We start from the raw sequence: 20,263 nt of genomic DNA, 5'->3' as shown, positions 1-20,263 counted from the left end.
CAATGCAACAATTCGGGATTATATAGTCGGGCAAGGCACGGCAGTGAGTGGCTTCCGAGGCCGAGACGGGTCCGACCGAGCGTCGGATCCCAGGTTTGTTTTCGCTGATGGAGGTAAACCCATGAGTGAACTCGACGAAAGCAATCTGGACAGTTCCAGCAACAACTGGAGCGCCGACACCGAGGATAACCACACCGTTGCTGCCCGGGCACGCATTCGTGCGAAGCTTGAGGCGGATATCGAGGAATTCCTGAGTCGGGGCGGCCAGATCACCGAGCTGGACACAACACTGCGCTCGGATGCGCCCAGAAAGGCAGAGCCGGGCTTCAACAACCGGTCGATCTGATCATTCTCTTGCGGCCCCGCCACGCCTCTCTGGCGGGGCCGGTTTCCAGTGTTCCCGGGAACCGGACGCCCTTGCCCGGCCCTGTCTTTCCCGGAAAATCCTGTCGTTAATTATAGGCCGCCGGTCAATGACTTGCAGCCGCCCTTTCTGTCGAAGCCCTGTCAGCTCGGCCCACCGGGAGTTTCGGGGTGGGCCGGCGTCGCATCCTGCTCGCGGGTGCCTCCCCGGCGCCAGCGGTGGAAGCGCTGCAGCAGGTTGAGGGCCGCTTCCGGCGCGTGGGCCTTTTTCCAGTTGCCGGCTGCGAACTTGTTGGCTTCCGACAGCGTCGGATAGACGTGGATGGTGCCCAGGATCTTGTTCAGCCCGTAGCCGTGTTTCATGGCGCTGATGAACTCGGTGATCAGCTCCCCGGCGTGATGGCCGGCAATGGTGGCGCCGAGGATGCGGTCCTTGCCCGGCGGCGTCAGCACCTTCACGAAACCTTCGGCATCACCCTCGGCGATGGCACGGTCCAGGTCATCCAGGCCGTAGGTGGTCACCTCCACCTCGATGCCCTGTTCGGCGGCCTCCTGTTCGTTCAGGCCCACGCGGGCCACTTCCGGATCGGTGAAGGTGGTCCAGGGCAGCACCCGATAGTCGACCTTGAAGCGGCGGAAAGTGCCGAACAGGCTGTTGACGCTGGCGTACCAGGCCTGGTGGGCCGCGGCGTGGGTGAACTGGTAGGGGCCGGCCACATCGCCACAGGCGTAGATGCCGGGCAGGCGGGTCTGCAGGGTCTCGTCCACCTGCACGGTGCCGTTGGCGTTGAGGTCGATGCCCAGCTTATCCAGTCCCAGACCGTCGGTGTTGGCTTTGCGGCCCACGGCCAGCAGCAGGGTGTCGAATTCGATGCGGATTTCCGTCCCGTCCCGGTCGCATACCAGCGTGTGCAGACCGTCACCGGCCTCGAAGCGGATGGCCCGGGTGCCGGTGTGCAGGTCGACGCCGTCCGCCACCAGGCTGCGCTCCACCAGGCGTGCGGCGTCTTCGTCCTCGCGCGGCAGGATGCGTGGCGCCAGGTCCACCTGGGTCACCGGCACGTCCAGCCGGGCGAAGGCCTGGGCCAGTTCGCAGCCGATGGGGCCGCCGCCCAGGATCAGCATTTTTTCCGGAGCCTGGCGCAGGGACCAGATGGTGTCGGAGGTGTAGTACGGCACCTGTTCGATGCCCTCGATGGGCGGCACGAACGGTCGCGCCCCGGTGGCGATGACGATGTTGCGGGTGGTCAGCACACGGCCGTCCACCTCCACCCGCCAGGGATCGAGAATGCGCGCCGAGCCAGTGATGCAGTCCACGCCGAGGCCGGTATAGCGCTCCACCGAATCGTGGGGTTCGATGGTCTGGATCACTGACTGTATCCGTTCCATGACCGCAGGAAAGTTGACGCTGACCGGGCCGGTGTCGATGCCGAAATGATCGGAGCGACGTGCATCGTGGGCGATGCGGGCGCTCTTGATCAGGGTCTTGCTGGGCACGCAGCCGGTGTTCAGACAGTCGCCGCCCATGCGGTGCCGCTCCACCAGGCTGACGCTGGCGCGGGTGGCCGCTGCGATGTAGGCGGTGACCAGCCCGGCCGAGCCGGCGCCTATCACCACCAGGTTGCGGTCGAAGCGCGCCGGTTTGCTGTAGGGCTTGAGCAGGCGCCGATGCCGGATGGCGTTCATGACGCGGCGGGCGATCAGCGGGAAGAGCGCCAGCAGCACGAAGGAGCCGATCAGGCCCGGCGACACGATGCCGGCCAGGCTGTCGACCTGCCCCAGCTGCGTGCCGGCGTTCACGTACACCAGGGTGCCCGGCAGCATGCCCAGTTGGCTGACCCAGTAAAAGCGGGCCGCTTTCATTGGTGTGAGGCCCATGACCAGATTGATCACGAAGAAGGGAAACACCGGTACCAGGCGCAGGCCGAACAGGTAGAAGCTGCCGTCCCGTTCGACACCGCGGTTGACCGAGCGCAGGGAGTCGCCGAAGCGACGCTGAACGCTCTCCCGGAACAGGATGCGGGAGGCCAGGAACGCCAGGGTGGCGCCGATGGAGCTGGCAAAGGACACCACCACCAGCCCCCATGCCAGTCCGAACAGCGCGCCACCCAGCAGGGTCAGCACCGCCGCCCCGGGCAGTGACAGGCCGGTCACGGCGATGTAGATCAGGAAGAAAGCCAGCCCGCTCACCCAGGGATGCGCCGCCACCTGCTGCTGCAAAAGGTCGCGCTGACTGGTGATGTAGTCCAGACTGAGGAAGCGGCCGAGGTCGAGGCTGAAGAACAGGCCGACGGCCAGGAGGATGGCAAGCAACAGGACGACTTTGCGCGAGGTGGTCATGGGGCTTCCTTTGTTGGGTGGCGTTGTCGAGTTGTCGAATAGGGGGTCCTGTCTACAGACCCGCTCATGCCGTCGACGTTACAGTGTGTCTGTCACAATTCTATCCGGAAACGGGCAACTTACTGTTCCGACGTTATAAAGCGCAGCATGGCGATCTGGCGCGGCTGTCTACAGGCTGTCACATTTCGTCGTTAGCCTCGCTATAATGCGTTGAATTAGCGTGGGATACGTTCGCTCCGGTCAAGCCGATCAGAGCCGGTTGCCGTCCCCGCTGCCCGGCGCTGTTGGCGCCCCTCAATCGCATGTTCCAGGAGGTCCCGCTGTGTTTTCTGCCAACCACCGTCAATTCCCCGCTACCCGACTGCGCCGCAACCGCAAGGACGACTTCAGCCGCCGCATGGTGCGCGAGAACCGATTGAGTGCCGATAACCTGATCTACCCGGTGTTCATCCTTGAGGGCGACAATCAACGCGAAGCCGTGCCGTCCATGCCGGGCGTGGAGCGCATGAGCATCGATCTCCTGGTGGAGGAGGCTCAGGAACTGGTACGGCTGGGGATTCCCGCCGTCGCCCTGTTCCCGGTCACGCCGCCGGAACTGAAAAACCTGGATGGCTCCGGCGCCTGGGATCGGGAGGGACTGGCCCAGCGCGCCACCCGCGCGATCAAGCAGGCGTGTCCGGAGCTGGGCGTGATCACCGACGTGGCCCTCGATCCGTTCACCTCCCACGGCCAGGACGGCATCCTCGACGACGACGGTTACGTGCTCAACGACATCACGGTCGAAGCCCTGGTGCGCCAGGCGTTGTCCCATGCCGACGCCGGCGCCGACGTGGTGGCCCCCTCGGACATGATGGACGGCCGCATCGGCGCCATTCGCCAGGCGCTGGAGGAGGCTGGCCATATCAATACCCGCATTATGGCGTATTCCGCCAAGTACGCGTCCAGCTACTACGGCCCGTTCCGCGACGCCGTCGGTTCGGCCTCCAACCTGGGCAAGGGCAACAAGGCCACCTACCAGATGGACCCGGCCAACAGCGACGAGGCCCTGCACGAGACGGCTGCCGACCTGGCCGAAGGCGCCGATATGGTGATGGTGAAACCCGGCATGCCGTACCTGGACATCGTCCACCGGGTGAAGACCGAACTGCAGGTGCCCACCTTTGTCTATCAGGTGAGCGGCGAGTACGCCATGCACATGGCGGCGGCCGAGAACGGCTGGCTGGACGGGGACGCCGTAATGATGGAAAGCCTGCTGTGCCTGCGCCGCGCCGGCGCCGACGGCATTCTGACCTATTTTGCCAAGCGGGCGGCCCAGCTCCTGCGCGATCAGGGGTAAGCCGTCGCACACTGACTCTCGGGAACGCGACAGACTATGACCACCGAAATGGAAGCCACCGCCGACAACGCGGTCAGCGAAGAGAAGCTGCCGGACCTGACCGCCAGCGAGAACTACTTCAACCGCGAGTTGAGTCACCTGCAGTTCAACTATCGGGTGTTGCAGCAGGCGATGGACGACACCCATCCCCTGATCAACCGCCTGATGTTCTGCTGCATCTTCAGCAGCAACATGGACGAGTTCTTCGAGATCCGTGTCGCCGGCCTGCGCCAGCAGATGAAATACGGTCGCGAAAGCGTGGGCCCGGACGGTCTGTTGCCGGAGCAGTTGCTGAACGAGATCGGTCGAGTCGCCCACGACTACATCCACGAGCAGTACGACATCCTCAACAACGAGCTGATCCCCGCCATGGAGCGGGAGAACATCCACTTCGTGCGGCGCCGGGACTGGACCGCCGAACAGGCGGAGTGGGTGCGTCGCTATTTCGAGGATGAAATCCTGCCGGTGGTCAATCCGATCGGGCTGGACCCGTCGCACCCGTTCCCGCGCCTGGTCAACAAGAGCCTCAACTTCATCGTCGAGCTGGACGGCAAGGACGCCTTCGGCCGCGAGACCGGCATGGCCATCGTGCCGGCGCCGCGCTCGCTGCCGCGCCTGGTGCGCCTGCCGGACGACATCTGTAACGGCGGCGACAATCTCGTGTTCCTGTCGTCCATGATCCACGCCCACACCGACCAGCTGTTCCCGGGTATGGAAGTGAAGGGGTGCTACCAGTTCCGCCTCACCCGGAACGCCGACCTGGAGCTGGAGGACGACCTGGAAGACCTGGCCTCGGCCCTGCGTGGCGAGCTGCTCAGCCGCCGCTTCGGCGACGGCGTGCGCCTGGAGGTCGCGGACAACTGCCCGGAAGAGCTGACCGGCTTCCTGCTCAAGGAGTTCGGCCTGACCGAACGGGAGCTGTATCGCGTCCACGGTCCGGTCAACCTGACCCGACTGATGGCGGTGGGCGGCCTGGTGGACCGGCCGGACCTGAGTTACAGCGGCTTCTCGCCGGCGGTGCCGCGCCAGATCCGCAACACCGAGGGCATGTTCGAGGCGATCCGCCAGAAACCGGTGCTGCTCCTGCATCCCTATGAAAGCTTTACCCCGGTGGTCGACTTCCTGCGCCAGGCCGCCAAGGACCCGCAGGTGCTGGCCATCCGCCAGACCCTGTACCGCACCGGTGCCGACTCGGAAATCGTCGAGGCGCTGATGGACGCCGCCCGCCGTGGCAAGGAAGTGACCGCCGTGATCGAGCTGCGGGCGCGCTTCGACGAGGCGGAGAACCTGGAGCTGGCCAGCCGCCTGCAGGAGGCCGGCGTGATCGTGGTCTACGGGGTGGTGGGCTACAAGACCCACGCCAAGATGATCCTGATCGTGCGGCGCGAGGAGGGCAAGCTCAAGCGCTACGTCCACCTGGGCACCGGCAACTACCACGCCGGCAACGCCCGCCTGTACACCGATTACAGCCTGCTGTCGGCGGACGATGCCCTGGGCGACGACGTCAACAAGCTGTTCCAGCAGCTGACCGGGATGGGCAAGGCGCTCAAGATCAAGAAGCTGTTCCACGCCCCGTTCACCCTGCACAAGCGCCTGATCGAGTTGATCGACCGAGAGGCGCAGCTGGGCGAGCGCGGCCACATCATCATGAAGATCAATGCCCTGACCGAACCGGAAGTGATGCAGGCGCTGTACCGGGCGTCCCGCGCCGGGGTGCGTGTGGACCTGATCATCCGCGGCATCTGCTGCCTGCGCCCGGGCGTGCCGGGTCTGTCCGAGAACATCCACGTGCGCTCGATCATCGGCCGTTTCCTGGAGCACACCCGGGTCTACTACTTCGGCCACGGTGGCAAGTTCGAGGTGTACTGCTCCAGCGCCGACGGCATGGTGCGCAACCTCATCAACCGGGTGGAAGTGGCCTTCCCGGTGGAAGACCGCGACCTGGCCGATCGGGTGCGCTCGGAGCTGGAAACCTACCTGGCGGACAACTGCCAGAGCTGGGAACTGCAGTCCGACGGCAACTACCGGCGCAACACCCCCGCTGAAGGCGAGGAGCGCCTGGCGTCGCAATTGCTCCTGCTGGAGCGACTGACCGGCAAGTGAGGTGGGTGCTGATCACACGGGGGCTGGCGGGGCTGCTGCTGGCGTGCTGGGCGCTGAGCTGCAGTGCCCTGGAGGCCGTCGACGACAGCGGCGATGCCGTTTCGCTGCCGTCTCCGCCGCAGCGCATCGTCAGCCTGGCTCCGCACATCACCGAACTGCTGTATTCCCTCCAGTTGGGGGATCGTATCGTCGGCGCCAGTGCCTACAGCGACTATCCGCCCGCCGCCCGGTCGCTGCCGCGCGTTGGCAGCCACGATCGCGTCGACGTGGAGCGCATCCTGGCCCTGCGGCCGGACCTGGTGGTGGCCTGGCGCAGCGGCAACGGGCCGCAGACCATCGCCCGGTTGCGGGCGCTGGGCCTGACCGTGTTCGTGCTGGAATCGGCCAGCCTGACGGCGGTGCCCGACGTCCTGGAGCGACTGGGCCAGTTGACCGGTCGTGCCTCCATCGCCGCCGGCGAGGCCCGTGTCTATCGTGAACGCCTGGCGGATCTGACCCGCCGCTACGGTACCCGGCAAACGATTCGGGTGTTCTACCAGGTGTGGAATCAGCCGCTGATGACCCTGGCGTCTGACCAATATGTGACGGACGCCATTGAACGTTGTGGCGGAATCAATATCTTTGCGGACCTGCCGGGAAAAACCGCGACGGTCAGCGAAGAAGCGGTGATCGAACGACAGCCCGAGCTCATCGTGGCTGCGGACGGCGATGCTGATGAAACGGTGTTCGCACGCTGGCGTGCGCTTGGCGCGACGCCGGCGGTAGACTACGATCAGCTCGTCCTGCTTCCCCCGGATACCCTGGTGCGTCCCACACTGCGCCTGGTCGACGGCCTGCATCATCTGTGCGAGGCGATCGAGGGGGCCCGGCAGGCCATTCATGAATCAGGAGATAGCAGTACATGAAAAAATGGATTTTGGCCGGGGCCGTGGTGCTGGTCGTCGTTATTCTCGCAGCGCCCTACGGTGTCGGCGTGGCCACTGAACAGCAGTGGCAGAACGCGGTCGCCCGCTTTAACAGCGATCAGCCCATTGCCACGGTGGTGACAGAGACTTATGAGCGCCACTACTTCGGCGCCGACCTGGCCGGCTACGCGGAGGTCACTGACCCGGACACCGGTGAGGTTCACCGTCTGGCGTTCAACGGCGAGGCCACTCACGGCGTGCTCAGCAGCAGCGTGAACCTGGAGCCGGTCCGCGAAGGCGAAACCCTGACCGCCCTGTTCCCGGATGAGTTGCCCAATCTGCGCATCAAGAGCTGGCTGTGGGGCACCCTGGAGGCGGACTTCAACGTGCCGGCCATTGATCTGGTGGACGACGCCACCGGCGAGACCCTCAACACCACCGAAGCGTACGGCTGGGCCAAGATCACCGACGCCGGCGATCACGTGGAGGCCAACGTGCGCTGGCCGGGCGTGATCCTGCGCAGCGGCGGGATGCGCGCCAGCCTGGATGACTTCGAGCTGACCCAGGAAGCCCAGCGTGTGGCGGACAGCCTGTGGTCCGGCGACGTGGAGATGACCATCGCCAGTATGGATCTGGTGGACGGGGACCAGGCACCGGTGCACCTGGAAGGGCTGACCGTGACCAGCGACACCCGTCCCGAGAAGGATGACACCAAGCTGTCGTCGGAGGCGTCGTTCCTGCTGGACGAGGTGAGCGTCGGCGACGACAGCTACGGCCCGCATCGCGTGGATATTGCGCTGGACAACCTGGACGTGGCGGCCTGGACCCGGTTCCAGTCGGTGGCTACGGAAATCCAGATGCTGCAGGCGCAGCCGGATCCCAACATGACCCAGCAAGCCCTGTTCCAACAGCAGATGATGCTGATGCAGAAGTTCAGTCAGGCCGCCAAGGGCGTCGCCGCGGCCGGTCTGACCATCGGCATGCCGACCATCGACCTGAAATCGGCGGACGGCGACATCACCGGCCACTGGAAGCTGTCTCATCCGGCCGTGCCGGCCGACCAGCGCGCGGACATGCCGCTGATCGTGCAGCAGCTGACCGGCGAACTCGACCTGTCCGCCCCGGTGGCGCTGTTCCAGTCGGAGCCGGAAATGGCCGCCAACCTGGAGAACCTGGTTCAACAGGGTATCCTGACCCGGGATGGCGACCGTTATCGTATCGAGGCCGAGGTGGCGGACATGGCCGTCAACCTGAACGGCCGGGAAATGCCGATTCCGCCGCTGCTCTGATGGCGGCTAGCCGCCGGTCTCCGTATCGGCGGCTTCCACCCTGGCCGCGCCGATCCCCCTGGGGTCGGCCGCGGCGCTGACCTCTCCGCTCTCCCGATCCCGCAGGATCAGCTGCATATTGCCGTAGCGGCGCCCCACATCCTTGAGCTCATAACCCTTGGCCGTCAGGGCCGCCTTCTGGTCCGCGGTAAACGTATCCGGTTCGTGCTGGATGACGTCCGGCAGGTATTGGTGGTGATAGCGCGGCGCGCCCACGATGGCGTCGGCGTCGCGGCCGGCCATCACGTCCAGCAGGCCCAGGTACACCATGGTGATGATGCGGCTGCCGCCCGGCGTGCCGATGATGGCGGTACGGTCGCCGGACTGCAGGATACTCGGCGTCATGCTCGACAGCGGTCGTTTGCCGGGCTCAATGCTGTTGGCCTCGCCGCCCACCAGACCGTAGGCGTTAGGCACGCCGGGTTTCATGGCAAAATCGTCCATCTCATTGTTGAGCAGCACACCGGTGGCGCCGGACAGGAAGCCGGAGCCGAACGGCAGGTTGATGCTCAGGGTGGCGCTGACCTTACGGCCGGCGGCGTCCATTACCGACAGGTGCGTGGTGTGGGTGCCGGCGCTGGGGACGCCGTCGAGGGCGGTGCTGGGAGTGGCCCGGTCGGGATCGACGCCGGCCATGAGCCGATTCAGGTAGGCCGGGTCGAGCAGGTGGTCGACCGGGATGTCGGTGTAATCCGGGTCCCCCAGGTAGACCGCGCGGTCGCGGTAGGCCCGGCGCATCACCTCCACACGGTACTGGACGCGGGACAGCGCATCGTCCGTGCTGAACACGTCCCCGAACGGGCGCTGGGTCATCATGCCGAACATCTGGGCCAGGGCGATGCCGCCGGAGGAGGGCGGCGGCGCGCTCCAGACGGTGGCGTCGCCGTAGTGGATCACCACCGGCTCGCGTTCCTCGACGGTGTAGTCGCGCAGATCCTGCAACTGCCAGATGCCGCCGGCCGCGCGTACATCGTCCACCAGCCGGCGCGCCACGGGGCCGTCGTAGAAGCCGTCCCAACCCCGGTCGGCGAGGGTCTGCAGGGTGTTGGCCAGGGCCGGCTGGCGGATCAGCGTGCCCAGTGCCGGGACCTGGCCGTTCTGCAGGAAGGTGTCCCGGGTGGCGGCATAGCGCTGCATGATGTCGAGGCGCCAGCGGGCCAGGTCCTGGTAGCGCTCGTCCACCGGGAAACCATTGCGGGCCAGGTCGATGGCGGCCTGCAGGTTGGCCTGTAATGGCCGCTGGCCGTAGCGTTCGCTGATGTGGACGAAGGCACCGGGCTGGCCGGGGATGCCGGCGGCCATGGGGCCGTTGATGGACAGCTTGTCGGGGTGGACGTTGCCGTCGGTGTCCAGGTACATGGTGCGGGTGCTGGCGGCGGGGGCTTTCTCCCGGGCGTCGACGAAGCGGGTGGTGCCGTCGCCCTCCTGTAGGAGCCAGAAACCGCCGCCGCCCATGCCCGCGCTGTAGGGTTCCACGACAGCCAGCACCGCGGCGGTGGCCACCGCCGCATCAAAGGCGTTGCCCCCGTTGCGGAGAGCGTCCAGGCCGGCCTCGGTGGCCAGGGGATGGGCGCTGGCAACGGCACGGGTGTCGGTATCACTGGCGCCGGGCGGGAAGGTGGTGGCGCAGCCACCCAGAAGCAGCAATACCGTGAGAAGAAAGGGGGTTCCGGGCGTCCGTGCCATCATGATCAGGCTCCTGTCAGTCGATGGTTGAGTCCATCCGTTCCGATTGGGATTCCTGGTGCGCCAGGTCGAGCGGAATGCCGTTCACCGGAAACACCTGCTGACAGTGTGGTTCATCATGGTGACCGACGCACTCGGTGCACTTGCCGGGATGGATGACGCAGATCCCGTCGCCCGGCGTAATGGCGTCATTTTACCCAAACGCCCGGGAGACGGTGAGTCAGCCCGGCGCCTGACGCATCAGTCCCGGTCGAATTTGTCGTGCAGGGCCTGTGCCACCACCGGCGGTACGAATTCCGTGACATCGCCGCCCAGGGAAGCAATCTCGCGAATCAGGCTGGAGGAAATATAGGACAGGTGGTTGGCCGGCGTCAGGAAGATACTCTCCACACCCGGAGCCAGGCGCCGGTTCATGTCGGCCAGCTGGAACTCGTACTCGAAGTCGGACACCGCCCGCAGGCCGCGGATCAGGATGTTGGCGCCCTGTTCCTGGACGAAGTCGGCCAGCAGCTTGCTGAAGCCCACCACTTTGACGTTCGACATGTCCGCGGTGGACGCCTCGATCAGGTGAATGCGTTCGTCGAGCGAGAGCAACGGGTTTTTCTTGGTGCTGGCCGCCACGGCGACGATCACGGTATCGAACAGCCGGGAAGCCCGGGCAATCAGGTCGACATGGCCGTTGGTCACCGGATCAAAGGTGCCGGGGTAGACAACTGTGTTCATGGGGAGCCCTCGCTGACATGGATGCAGCGCGATAGTAGCCTGACTTTACAGGGCTGTTCAAATCAGGTGCAGGCTGCGCCATGGTGGCGCAGCCCCGATCCGGCTACCGCTATCAGCGGATGAACATCCGGTACACCATCTTGTGGAACGGCGTGTTGTAGGGCGGGTACACGAAACGGCCGCTGTTGATGCGCTGGCGGCTGTATACCGACTTGGCGTGGGAGAAGGTCAGGAAGCCTTCCTTGCCGTGGTAGTGGCCCATGCCGGATTCGCCGACCCCGCCGAAGGGCAGGTCGTCCTGGGCCACGTGCATCAGGGTGTCGTTGATGCACATGCCGCCGGCGTGGGTGTTGCGGGTCACGTAGTCCTGGGCATCCTTTTCGTAGCCGAAGTAATACAGGGCCAGTGGGCGTGGGCGGTCGTTGATGTAGTCCAGGGCCTGGTCGAGGCTGGCGTAGGTGACCACCGGCAGGATCGGGCCGAAGATCTCCTCCTGCATCACCCGCATGTCTTCGGTCGGGTTCAGCACCAGGTGCATGGCCATCTTGCGGCCGCCGTCCCCCAGGTTCTCCGCCGCGGGGTTGATCTCGACGATTTTCGCCCCTTTGCTGCGGCCGTCCTCCAGCAGGCCGTTGAGGCGCTGGTAGTGACGCTCGTTGATGATGGCGGTGTAGTCGTTATTGTCCCGCAGCGTCGGGTACATGCTGGCCAGCCGGGTACGGAACTCGTCGATGAAGGTCTGCAGCCGGTCCGCCGGGCACAGCACGTAATCCGGGGCCACGCAGGTCTGGCCGGCGTTGACCGCCTTGCCGAAGGCCAGCCGCTCGGTGGCGTCGCGCATGGGGACGTCGTCGGAAACGATCGCCGGCGACTTGCCGCCCAGCTCCAGGGTGACCGGCGTCAGGTTCTCCGCCGCCGCCCGCATCACGTGGCGGCCCACCGCGGTGGAACCGGTGAACAGCAGATGATCGAAAGGGCGGGTAGTGAAGTCGGCGGCCACGTCGGCGTCGCCGTTGATCACGCTGACCAGATCCTGGGGAAAGCGGTCCTCGATCAGCTCCTTGATCAGGGCCGAGAAATGCGGCGTGAACTCGGACATCTTGATCATCGCCCGGTTGCCGGCGGCCAGGGCGGCGGTGAGCGGTCCCATGGATAGCATCAGCGGGTAGTTCCAGGGCACGATGATGCCCACCACACCAACCGGCTGGTAGTGCACCTTGTTGCTGGCCGGCTGGAACAGCATGGAAACGCTGCGGCGGGAGGGCTTCATCCACTCCGCCAGATGTTTGAGGGCGTAGTTGATGCCCTGCACGCTCGGCATCTGCTCGGCAATCCGGGTTTCGTCGGCGGAGCGGCAGCTGAAGTCGCGGTCCACGGCCTCGATCAGGCGGTCTTCGTTGTCCAGCAGCAGGCGCTTGAGACGCTTGAGGTTTTCGCGGCGCTCGGTCAGGGACGGATCGGGATTACGGCGAAACGCCTGGCGCTGCTCCTCGAAAATTCGCGCCGTCTGCTGGATCTGCTTCTTGCTTTCGGTCAGGTGAACGACGTTCGCAGTCATGGTTGTCTCCTCGCACGACTCCGGCCCGTTGCCGATTGCACGTTCCCCTTGAAGCCTGGAGACGGGTGTGACGGCGTTGTCAGGGCAGCCGAAGCGGCCATGGTTGGGTGTTCAAAAATTATTCGATTTGTGGTTGGGGTTATTATTAGAGTATATACTCTAGGGAGTCAAGGGTGGTGGCTGGCCGTTCGGGCCAGACTGCCTGGCTGGGGTTTGACGGGGTGGATTTCCCGGTCGGCCGACATTCGCCAACGGCCTGTTACATAAGACAAAAAGCCTGCTGTATGAAAACACGCGACAAGATCCTGCTGACCAGTCTGGAACTGTTCAACGAGCGTGGCGAACGCAACGTCACGACCAACCACATCGCCGCCCACCTGGGCATATCGCCGGGCAACCTCTATTACCACTTCCGCAACAAGTCGGACATCATCTACGAGATCTTCCAGGAGTACGAAAAGCTGGTGAACTATTACCTGGAGATTCCCGACGACCGGCCGTTGGGCCTGGACGACATGATGTTCTACCTGGAGTCGGTGTTCGACGGTCTCTGGAGCTACCGATTCCTGCACCGTGACCTGGAATTCCTGCTGGACAACGACGAACGCCTGCGGGAGGACTACCGGGATTTCACCACCCGCTGTCTGGACGCTATTCGCCGTATCTTCTCGGGCCTGACCGACGGCGGTCTGTTCGAAGTGCAGACCGAAGCGCTGAAAGAGGCCATGGCCCTGAATGTCTGGCTGGTAATCACCAGTTGGATGGCGTTCCTGAAAACCGCGCACGCCAGCGAAGCCTACGACAGCATCACCCGCGATCAGCTCAAGCAGGGCATCTACCAGGTGCTGACCCTGGAAATGCCCTACCTGCGTGAGCCTTACTACCGGGATGTCATGGCCATCCGCGAACGCTACCGGCCGGCCCTGCTGAGTGCCGTGCCGGGCGACGGTCTCATGTCGGGGTTATTACGGACGCAAGCGAGCGAATAATTCAGGAACTCAAGGATGGAAGGGGTGTCGTATAGGGTAGGCGTGGACCAGAACGGATTACTGGTTGCGTCTTCCTGAGCGCCAAGCTCAGGTTTTAGCTGAAAGCAAAACCCTGACGTTCTCCCGGCTCCTGCAAGCCGGGAGCTTTTTTTCCGGCCTTGAAGTGTCTGGGTAATACCCCTTTCCCCGATGCATTCCCCAAAAATGTAGCCGAAGCTTCAGCTTCGGAGGCGCCGTCAGGTGCCCGTCTACCCATCTTCCAGACCATGGCAACGATATTCAGGCCGTTTTGCCGGGGCGGCCTCAGGGCGCCACCGTAATCTCGTGCGGCTCCGACTCCAGCCAGCCGGTCAGGGCGTCGCGGGCCGTGTCCAGGCCCTGCTTCTTGAGGGCGGAAAACTGGATCAGGTGCTCCACGCACTCAAGTCCTTCCAGCGCCTTGCGGATCCTGAGCATGGCCTGTTTGGCCTGCCCGGATTTCAGCTTGTCCGCTTTGGTGGCGAGGATCATCAGCGGCAGCCCGCTGTGTTCGCACCACTCGATCATCATGCGGTCGAAATCCTGCAGCGGGTGGCGGATGTCCATCACCAGCACCAGGCCGCGCAGGCATTCGCGGCGGGACAGGTAATCGTCCAGATGCTGCTGCCAGTCATCCTGCATGTCCTTGGCCACCTTGGCGTAGCCGTAGCCCGGCAGGTCCACCAGCCGGCAGCCGGGGCGGTTCAGCGTGAAAAAGTTGATCAGTCGGGTGCGGCCAGGGGTCTTACTGGTGCGGGCCAGCTTGCTGTTGACCGTAATGGCGTTGATGGCGCTGGACTTGCCGGCGTTGGAACGGCCGGCGAACGCCACCTCGCTGCCCTCATCGGCGGGGCACTCGGCCACCTTTGAGGCGCTGGTCAGGAATCGGGCGCTGTTGTAGGCAATCGGTTTGGCTGCGGCATCGCCGGCGGTCGACTCGGGCACGGTCTAACGGCTTCCCTGTGGATGAATGTGGGCGGGTACGGACGGGCAAACTCGCGCAAAGTCACTAGAATAACTAGGGAATTGAACAGAGCCTGCCTAGGAACTAATGTATAGTACCACAGCAAAAGCGGGCCAAGGGCCGGTAACGGCGGGCCATCCGACGACCGGGCCACGATAAGAATCCGAATAATCTGATTGAGAGCGGGGCGAGCATGAAACAATGGATCGCGGCGGTTTTTCTGGGATGGGGCCTGGTGGCGTCGGCATACGCCGATGGTGATCCGCAGGCCGGTGAATCCAAGGCGGCCGTATGCGCCAGTTGCCACGGCCAGTCCGGAGCGGCGCCGATCCAGCCGGCTTACCCCAAGCTTTCGGGGCTGGGCGAAGCTTACCTCTATCGACAGTTGCAACACATCAAGTCCGGCGATCGTCCAATCGCTGAGATGACCGGCCTGCTGGATGGCATGTCCGAGCAGGATCTGCAGGATCTGGCCGCGTATTACGATCAGCAGCAGACGCCCATTGGCAAGGCCGATCCCGAACTGGTGGCGCGCGGTGAGCAGCTTTACCGCGGCGGCAACCTGGCCAGCGGGGTTCCCGCGTGTGCCGGCTGTCACAGCCCGCAGGGCATGGGCAACGAGCCGGGCGGTTTCCCGCGCCTCAGCGGCCAGCACCCGGAATACGTGATCCAGCAGCTCGAGGCCTATCGTGGCGGCGAGCGTAACACCGGCAGTATGAGTCAGATCATGGTGGACGTGGCCTCGCGTCTGACCGATGACGAAATCAGGGCGGTGGCCAGCTACGTTTCAGGCCTGCACTGACCGGTCCCGGGCATCATGGAAACCCTCGCTTTGGCGAGGGTTTTTTGTTGGTGGCGACGTTGCGTGGGCCGGATCGAGTCGCAATAATGCGGGTTTGCGAAGGCCGCCGACCGACGTGGCTCGAACTTTCGCGCAGGTCCGGGGTCACAGGTCCTGCGAAAATCTACTCAGGAGTAAATAATGTCGAAATTCTGGAAAGGCTGGCTTTGTGCGCTGCTGCTCCTGCCCCTGGCGGCAACGGTGCAGGCGGCGGAATGGCAGGAAGGCAAGGATTATCAACGTCTGGATAGCCCCATCCCCACCCGCAACCCTGACCACATCGAAGTCACCGAAGTTTTCTGGTACGGCTGCCCCCATTGCTACGCGTTCAAACCGCTGATCGAAAACTGGGCGGCCCAGAAGCCCAGCGACGTGGATTTTGTGCTGGTGCCGGCCGCCCTGGGGCGCCTGTGGGAAGTTCATGCCCGGGCGTTCTACACCACCCAGGCCCTGGACGTGTTGAGCAAGACGCACGACGCGATGTTTGACGCCCTGGCGCGGGATCACAAACGCCTGACCTCGGCTGAAGACATTGGCGAGTTCCTGACCGATTACGGTGTGGACAAGGACCGTTTCGTGAAGACGTTCAACAGCTTCGGCGTCAACGCCAAGATGCAGCAGGCCCAATCCTTTGTCCGCGCGGCCCGCATCACCGGGGTTCCGACTATGATTGTTAATGGTAAATACAAGGTCACCGCTTCCATGGCCGGGAGCCACGAGAACATGATCAAGGTAATCGATTACCTGGTCGAGAAGGAGCGCAACGCAAACTGAGGCCGCCGATCAAGGGGCTGAAGGGTTAGCAGGGTATGTACGAGCGGATCCGCAGGCAGCTTACCGGTCTGGTAGGCCAGGAAAACGCAAAAGGGGCCTGCTCCGGCATGGAACACGTGCCGGAGTTCGAGCCCCAGCGGCATATCCGGCTGCTCACCTACAACATCCAGGTGGGCATCAGCACCTCCTCCTACCACCATTACCTCACTCGCAGCTGGCAGCACGTGCTGCCCCATCGCCGCCGTAACGACAACCTGGACAAGATCTCCACCCTGCTGCGCAACTACGATGTGGTGGCGCTGCAGGAGTGTGATGGCGGCAGCCTGCGCAGCGGCTTTATCAACCAGGTGCAGTACCTGGCCGAAGCCGCCCAGATTCCCTACTGGTACCAGCAGCTCAATCGCAATCTGGGGCGCCTGGCCCAGCACAGTAACGGGCTGCTGAGCCGCTATCGCCCGCTGGACGTGACCGAACACAAACTGCCGGCCCTGATTCCGGGGCGTGGCGCCATCGTTGCCCGTTACGGCGATCCGGCGGATCCGCTGGTGCTGGTCATCATGCACCTGTCACTCAGCGCCCAGGCCCAGCATCGTCAGCTTGGTTTCATCCGCGACCTGATCGGCGACTACCGGCATGTGGTGCTGATGGGGGACATGAACAATCACGCTGACCAGCTGCTTAACCGCACCCCGCTGTCCGAGACCGACCTGGTGCCGCTGCCGGAGACCGCCCACAGTTTCCCCAGCTGGCGGCCGGAGCGGGCGCTGGACCACATCCTGGTCAGCCCGTCGCTGGAGATCCGTCGCGCCGAGGTGGTAAACCATCCGGTGTCCGATCACCTGCCGATTGCCATGGACATCGCCCTGCCATCGGGCTACGTCGAAAAATTCTGACGTTTTCTCGGGAATCTGACGTCTTTTCGGGGAAAGCCGGACCCTGGGCGTCGCTCGGGAGACTTGGAATAGCGGGCACAAAAAAACCGGCGGTCACCTGAGTGAGCGCCGGCTTTTCCAGAAGCAGACCAATTACTTGATCTTGGCTTCCTTGTAGGCAACGTGCTTGCGAACGACCGGATCGTACTTCTTGATCTCGATCTTTTCAGGCGTGTTGCGCTTGTTCTTGTGGGTCGTGTAGAAGTGACCCGTTCCTGCTGATGATACCAGTCTAATCTTCTCGCGCATGATGCGGCTCCTTACACTTTCTCGCCGCGGGCACGAAGGTCGGCCAGCACAGCGTCAATGCCTTTTTTATCGATGATACGCATACCCTTGGTAGAAACGCGCAGCTTAACAAAGCGCTTTTCAGACTCTACCCAAAAGCGATGGTTCTGCAGATTCGGCAGAAAACGACGCTTGGTGTGGTTCATCGCGTGAGAAACGTTATTACCGGTGACCGGTCGCTTACCGGTAACCTGACAGACTCTGGACATGTTTGCCTCCGACCTGAGCTCTTAAGTCCTGAAATACGGAATTCTTTATTTCGCGCCTCTGGGTGCTCGCCAGACGCCGCCAGAAAGGGACGCTTTTATACCAGAATGCAAAACCCAACGCAAAAAAATGTTGGGAATTTGATCAGTTCTTTCGGTCACTACGCATGTCGCGTGGTTCGAGCCGCTCATAATAGCCCGCGTTCGGCCAGCGAAACCACCTCGCCGTGGCCGACCACCATGTGATCCAGGACGCGGATATCCACCAGCGTCAGGGCGTCGGACAGACGCCGGGTCAGGCTGATGTCCGCCTGGCTGGGCTCCGCCACACCGGACGGGTGGTTGTGGGCGAAAATCACCGCCGCCGCATTGTGCTCCAGCGCCTGTCGCACCACCTCCCGGGGATAAACCGCCGCCCCGTCGATGGTGCCGCGGAACAGTTCGGTGTAGCGCAGGATGCGATGGCGGTTGTCCAGGAACAGGGCGGCGAACACCTCATGCGGGTAGTGGGCCAGGCGGCTGGCCAGGTAGCGGCGGGTGTCGTCGGGCGAGGTGAGGGGCTCGCCCTGATCCAGGGCGTGGTCGAACACGCGCCGGGCCATTTCCTGCGCGGCCTGCAGCTGGGCGTACTTGGCGGTGCCCAGGCCGCGAATGGCGCAGAAGCGCTCCGCCGAGGCTGTCATCATCGCGCGCAGGCTGCCGAACTCCTCGATCAGCGAGCGCGACAGCGCCATCACCGGTTGGCCGGCGGTGCCGGTACGCAGGAAAATGGCCAGCAGTTCGGCGTCGGTCAGGCTGTCCGCGCCATGTTTCAGCAGGCGTTCGCGGGGCCGCTCGTCCGTCGGCCACGGTGTGGTATCTGGCATCCCGATTCCCTCCGGGGCGACCGGTCGAAAACCAGCCGCTGTGTCTTTCCTGGTGTGTCTTCCTTATACAGCGAGTGGCCGGGCCTTATGCGTGTGGCTGGGCGGGTCTCCCTGTTACAGACGGTAACGGCGCATCCTGCGCCAGCAACAGGTTAACACGTCTTCCGGACTGTCGGCAGCGCCCGGTCGATGCTATCTTAGTGCGTTTATCAACGGTCTCTATCTGCGGTTGGATAACGGAGCCGACATGGCGCAAAAACAGATTCTCCTGGGCATCACCGGTGGCATTGCGGCCTACAAGAGCGCGGAGCTGGTGAGGTTGCTGAAAAAGGCCGGCCACCAGGTGCGGGTGGTCATGACCCCCGGCGCTGAAGCCTTCGTCACCGCCATGACCTTCCAGGCCCTCAGCGGCGAAGCCGTGCGCACCTCGCTGCTCGACCCCGACGCCGAAATGGGCATGGGGCACATCGAGCTGGCCCGCTGGGCCGATGTGGTCCTGGTGGCTCCGGCCTCGGCCGACTTCATGGCGCGGCTCGCCAACGGCATGGCCGACGATCTGTTGACCACGGTGTGCAGCGCCACCACCGCGCCCATCATCCTCGCCCCGGCGATGAATCAGGCCATGTGGAGCAACGCCCGCACCCAACGCAACGCCCGCCTGCTGGCGGACGATCCCCAGGTGGAACTCTGGGGGCCGGACGCCGGCGATCAGGCCTGCGGCGACGTGGGCCCGGGGCGTATGGTCGAGCCCGATGCCCTGGCCGGCCGCCTGCTGGATCGCCTTGACGGGCCCAGACCGCTCGCCGGTAAGCGGGTGGTGATCACCGCCGGCCCCACCCGCGAGCCGCTGGATCCGGTGCGCTACATCACCAACCACAGCTCCGGCAAGATGGGCTACGCCCTGGCCATGGCTGCCCGGGACGCCGGCGCCGAGGTGCTGCTGGTGAGTGGCCCGGTGACGCTGGAATGCCCGGCCGGCGTGCGGCGCGAGTCGGTCACCACCGCGGCGGAGATGCTGGCGGCCACCGAAACGGCGGTCAATGATGGCTGCGACCTGTTCATCGCCACCGCCGCCGTGGCGGATTACCGGCCGGCGGACTGCGCCGGTGACAAGATCAAGAAATCCGACGCCGAGATGAGTGTGGCGCTGGTGCGTAACGAGGACATTCTCGCCCGCATTGCCGGTCGCCGCGACAAACCTTTCACTGTGGGATTCGCTGCCGAGACCCGGGATGTGGAGCACTACGCCCGGGACAAGATGGCCCGTAAACATCTCGACATGATTGTCGCCAATGATGTGTCCACGCCAGGGCTGGGATTCAACAGCGACAGCAACGCGGTGACCGTCTATTGGGGCAATGACAGCCTGGCCTTCCCGCCGGCCGATAAGCTGGGGCTGGCTCGCGAACTGGTGGCCCTGATCGCCGAACGGGTGGGCTCTCACTGATTCGATGAACGACGGCCGTAGATCACGAGCGGCACGATTCAACACGGACCTTATTTCAACCTATTCAAGAAAGACACAGAGCCAAGGTGTACTGAATGACTCGACAGACCTTCCAGGTACGCATCCTCAACGACCGCATCGGCACCGACATCCCGATGCCCACCTACGCCACGGAAGGATCCGCCGGCCTCGACCTGCGCGCCTGCCTGGACGGCCCGCTGACGCTGGAGCCGGGCCAGACGGAGCTGCTGCCCACCGGCCTGGCGCTGCACATCGGCGATCCTTCCCTGGCGGCGATGATCCTGCCGCGCTCCGGGCTGGGCCATAAGCATGGCATCGTGCTGGGCAATCTGGTGGGCCTGATCGACTCGGATTATCAGGGCGAGCTGATGGTGTCCTGCTGGAACCGTGGCCAGACCACATTCACCATCGAGCCGGGGGAGCGCATCGCGCAACTGGTGCTGGTGCCGGTGGTGCAGGGCGACTTCGAGATCGTCGACAGCTTCGACAACAGCGCGCGGGGCGAGGGCGGCTTCGGCTCCACCGGCAAGGCGTGA

19 protein-coding genes are annotated in these 20,263 nt (G+C 64.2%); 11 read left to right on the top strand and 8 right to left on the bottom strand.

The window, feature by feature from the left end; translation table 11 throughout:
• Nucleotides 1-121 precede the first annotated feature (121 nt).
• Nucleotides 122-346, top strand: coding sequence for a hypothetical protein (locus DKK67_RS13050; RefSeq protein WP_111496940.1), 225 nt, complete (start codon nucleotides 122-124; stop codon nucleotides 344-346).
• 161 nt (nucleotides 347-507) lie between these two features.
• Here DKK67_RS13050 and DKK67_RS13045 read toward each other — a convergent pair whose 3' ends face one another.
• Nucleotides 508-2,703 (bottom strand): FAD-dependent oxidoreductase, encoded by a 2,196-nt coding sequence (locus DKK67_RS13045; protein ID WP_111496939.1) that lies wholly within the window; start codon nucleotides 2,701-2,703, stop codon nucleotides 508-510.
• Nucleotides 2,704-3,025: 322 nt separating this feature from the next.
• Between DKK67_RS13045 and hemB the strand changes: the two genes are divergently transcribed.
• From hemB to DKK67_RS13025, 4 genes are read left to right on the top strand one after another with little or no spacing between them, the layout of a single operon-like run.
• Nucleotides 3,026-4,039 (top strand): porphobilinogen synthase, encoded by a 1,014-nt coding sequence (gene hemB / locus DKK67_RS13040; RefSeq protein WP_111496938.1) that lies wholly within the window; start codon nucleotides 3,026-3,028, stop codon nucleotides 4,037-4,039.
• A 36-nt stretch (nucleotides 4,040-4,075) separates the two neighbouring features.
• Nucleotides 4,076-6,181, top strand: a complete 2,106-nt coding sequence (gene ppk1 / locus DKK67_RS13035; RefSeq protein WP_111496937.1) for a polyphosphate kinase 1 — start codon at nucleotides 4,076-4,078, stop codon at nucleotides 6,179-6,181.
• A gap of 5 nt (nucleotides 6,182-6,186) precedes the next feature.
• Nucleotides 6,187-7,086 (top strand): cobalamin-binding protein, encoded by a 900-nt coding sequence (locus DKK67_RS13030; protein WP_162628836.1) that lies wholly within the window; start codon nucleotides 6,187-6,189, stop codon nucleotides 7,084-7,086.
• Nucleotides 7,083-8,375, top strand: coding sequence for a DUF945 family protein (locus DKK67_RS13025; protein WP_111496935.1), 1,293 nt, complete (start codon nucleotides 7,083-7,085; stop codon nucleotides 8,373-8,375). Before DKK67_RS13030 ends, DKK67_RS13025 begins: the two co-directional genes overlap by 4 nt.
• 6 nt (nucleotides 8,376-8,381) lie before the next feature.
• Here DKK67_RS13025 and ggt read toward each other — a convergent pair whose 3' ends face one another.
• The 3 genes from ggt to DKK67_RS13010 all read right to left on the bottom strand — a co-directional run bounded on the left by ggt (nucleotide 8,382) and on the right by DKK67_RS13010 (nucleotide 12,381).
• Nucleotides 8,382-10,103, bottom strand: a complete 1,722-nt coding sequence (gene ggt, locus DKK67_RS13020; RefSeq protein WP_111496934.1) for a gamma-glutamyltransferase — start codon at nucleotides 10,101-10,103, stop codon at nucleotides 8,382-8,384.
• Between the two features lie 237 nt (nucleotides 10,104-10,340).
• On the bottom strand, nucleotides 10,341-10,823 hold the full coding sequence (gene coaD / locus DKK67_RS13015; protein WP_111496933.1) for a pantetheine-phosphate adenylyltransferase: 483 nt from the start codon (nucleotides 10,821-10,823) through the stop codon (nucleotides 10,341-10,343).
• Nucleotides 10,824-10,935: 112 nt separating this feature from the next.
• Nucleotides 10,936-12,381, bottom strand: a complete 1,446-nt coding sequence (locus tag DKK67_RS13010) for a coniferyl aldehyde dehydrogenase (protein WP_111496932.1) — start codon at nucleotides 12,379-12,381, stop codon at nucleotides 10,936-10,938.
• 284 nt (nucleotides 12,382-12,665) lie between these two features.
• Here DKK67_RS13010 and DKK67_RS13005 point away from each other — a divergent pair, with 284 nt between their 5' ends.
• Entirely contained in the window at nucleotides 12,666-13,370 is a 705-nt protein-coding gene (locus DKK67_RS13005; protein ID WP_111496931.1) for a TetR/AcrR family transcriptional regulator, read from the top strand.
• Between the two features lie 303 nt (nucleotides 13,371-13,673).
• Here DKK67_RS13005 and yihA read toward each other — a convergent pair whose 3' ends face one another.
• A complete protein-coding gene (gene yihA, locus DKK67_RS13000; protein WP_111496930.1) occupies nucleotides 13,674-14,333 on the bottom strand; it encodes a ribosome biogenesis GTP-binding protein YihA/YsxC in 660 nt (219 codons plus the stop codon).
• A gap of 212 nt (nucleotides 14,334-14,545) precedes the next feature.
• Here yihA and DKK67_RS12995 point away from each other — a divergent pair, with 212 nt between their 5' ends.
• The 3 genes from DKK67_RS12995 (at nucleotide 14,546) to DKK67_RS12985 (ending at nucleotide 16,860) form a co-directional block, all read left to right on the top strand.
• Nucleotides 14,546-15,154, top strand: a complete 609-nt coding sequence (locus tag DKK67_RS12995) for a c-type cytochrome (protein WP_111496929.1) — start codon at nucleotides 14,546-14,548, stop codon at nucleotides 15,152-15,154.
• 180 nt (nucleotides 15,155-15,334) lie between these two features.
• Nucleotides 15,335-15,967 (top strand): thiol:disulfide interchange protein DsbA/DsbL, encoded by a 633-nt coding sequence (locus DKK67_RS12990; protein ID WP_111496928.1) that lies wholly within the window; start codon nucleotides 15,335-15,337, stop codon nucleotides 15,965-15,967.
• Nucleotides 15,968-16,002: 35 nt separating this feature from the next.
• Entirely contained in the window at nucleotides 16,003-16,860 is an 858-nt protein-coding gene (locus DKK67_RS12985) for an endonuclease/exonuclease/phosphatase family protein (RefSeq protein ID WP_111496927.1), read from the top strand.
• Nucleotides 16,861-16,992: 132 nt separating this feature from the next.
• Here DKK67_RS12985 and rpmG read toward each other — a convergent pair whose 3' ends face one another.
• From rpmG to radC, 3 genes are all read right to left on the bottom strand, one after another.
• Nucleotides 16,993-17,148, bottom strand: coding sequence for a 50S ribosomal protein L33 (rpmG, locus tag DKK67_RS12980; RefSeq protein WP_111496926.1), 156 nt, complete (start codon nucleotides 17,146-17,148; stop codon nucleotides 16,993-16,995).
• A gap of 11 nt (nucleotides 17,149-17,159) precedes the next feature.
• Complete coding sequence (rpmB, locus tag DKK67_RS12975; RefSeq protein WP_092020087.1) at nucleotides 17,160-17,396, bottom strand: 50S ribosomal protein L28; 237 nt, start codon at nucleotides 17,394-17,396, stop codon at nucleotides 17,160-17,162.
• Between the two features lie 185 nt (nucleotides 17,397-17,581).
• On the bottom strand, nucleotides 17,582-18,265 hold the full coding sequence (gene radC / locus DKK67_RS12970) for a RadC family protein (protein ID WP_228160656.1): 684 nt from the start codon (nucleotides 18,263-18,265) through the stop codon (nucleotides 17,582-17,584).
• A 241-nt stretch (nucleotides 18,266-18,506) separates the two neighbouring features.
• Between radC and coaBC the strand changes: the two genes are divergently transcribed.
• Together coaBC and dut are read left to right on the top strand one after the other, a co-directional pair.
• Nucleotides 18,507-19,706, top strand: coding sequence for a bifunctional phosphopantothenoylcysteine decarboxylase/phosphopantothenate--cysteine ligase CoaBC (coaBC, locus tag DKK67_RS12965; protein ID WP_111496924.1), 1,200 nt, complete (start codon nucleotides 18,507-18,509; stop codon nucleotides 19,704-19,706).
• 95 nt (nucleotides 19,707-19,801) lie between these two features.
• Nucleotides 19,802-20,263, top strand: coding sequence for a dUTP diphosphatase (gene dut, locus DKK67_RS12960; RefSeq protein WP_111496923.1), 462 nt, complete (start codon nucleotides 19,802-19,804; stop codon nucleotides 20,261-20,263).

Origin of the sequence: Marinobacter bohaiensis (genome assembly GCF_003258515.1) — a bacterium.
Lineage (GTDB): Bacteria > Pseudomonadota > Gammaproteobacteria > Pseudomonadales > Oleiphilaceae > Marinobacter_A > Marinobacter_A bohaiensis.
Note: the sequence above shows the minus strand (reverse complement) of the source record. Positions and strands in the feature narration are given on the sequence as shown.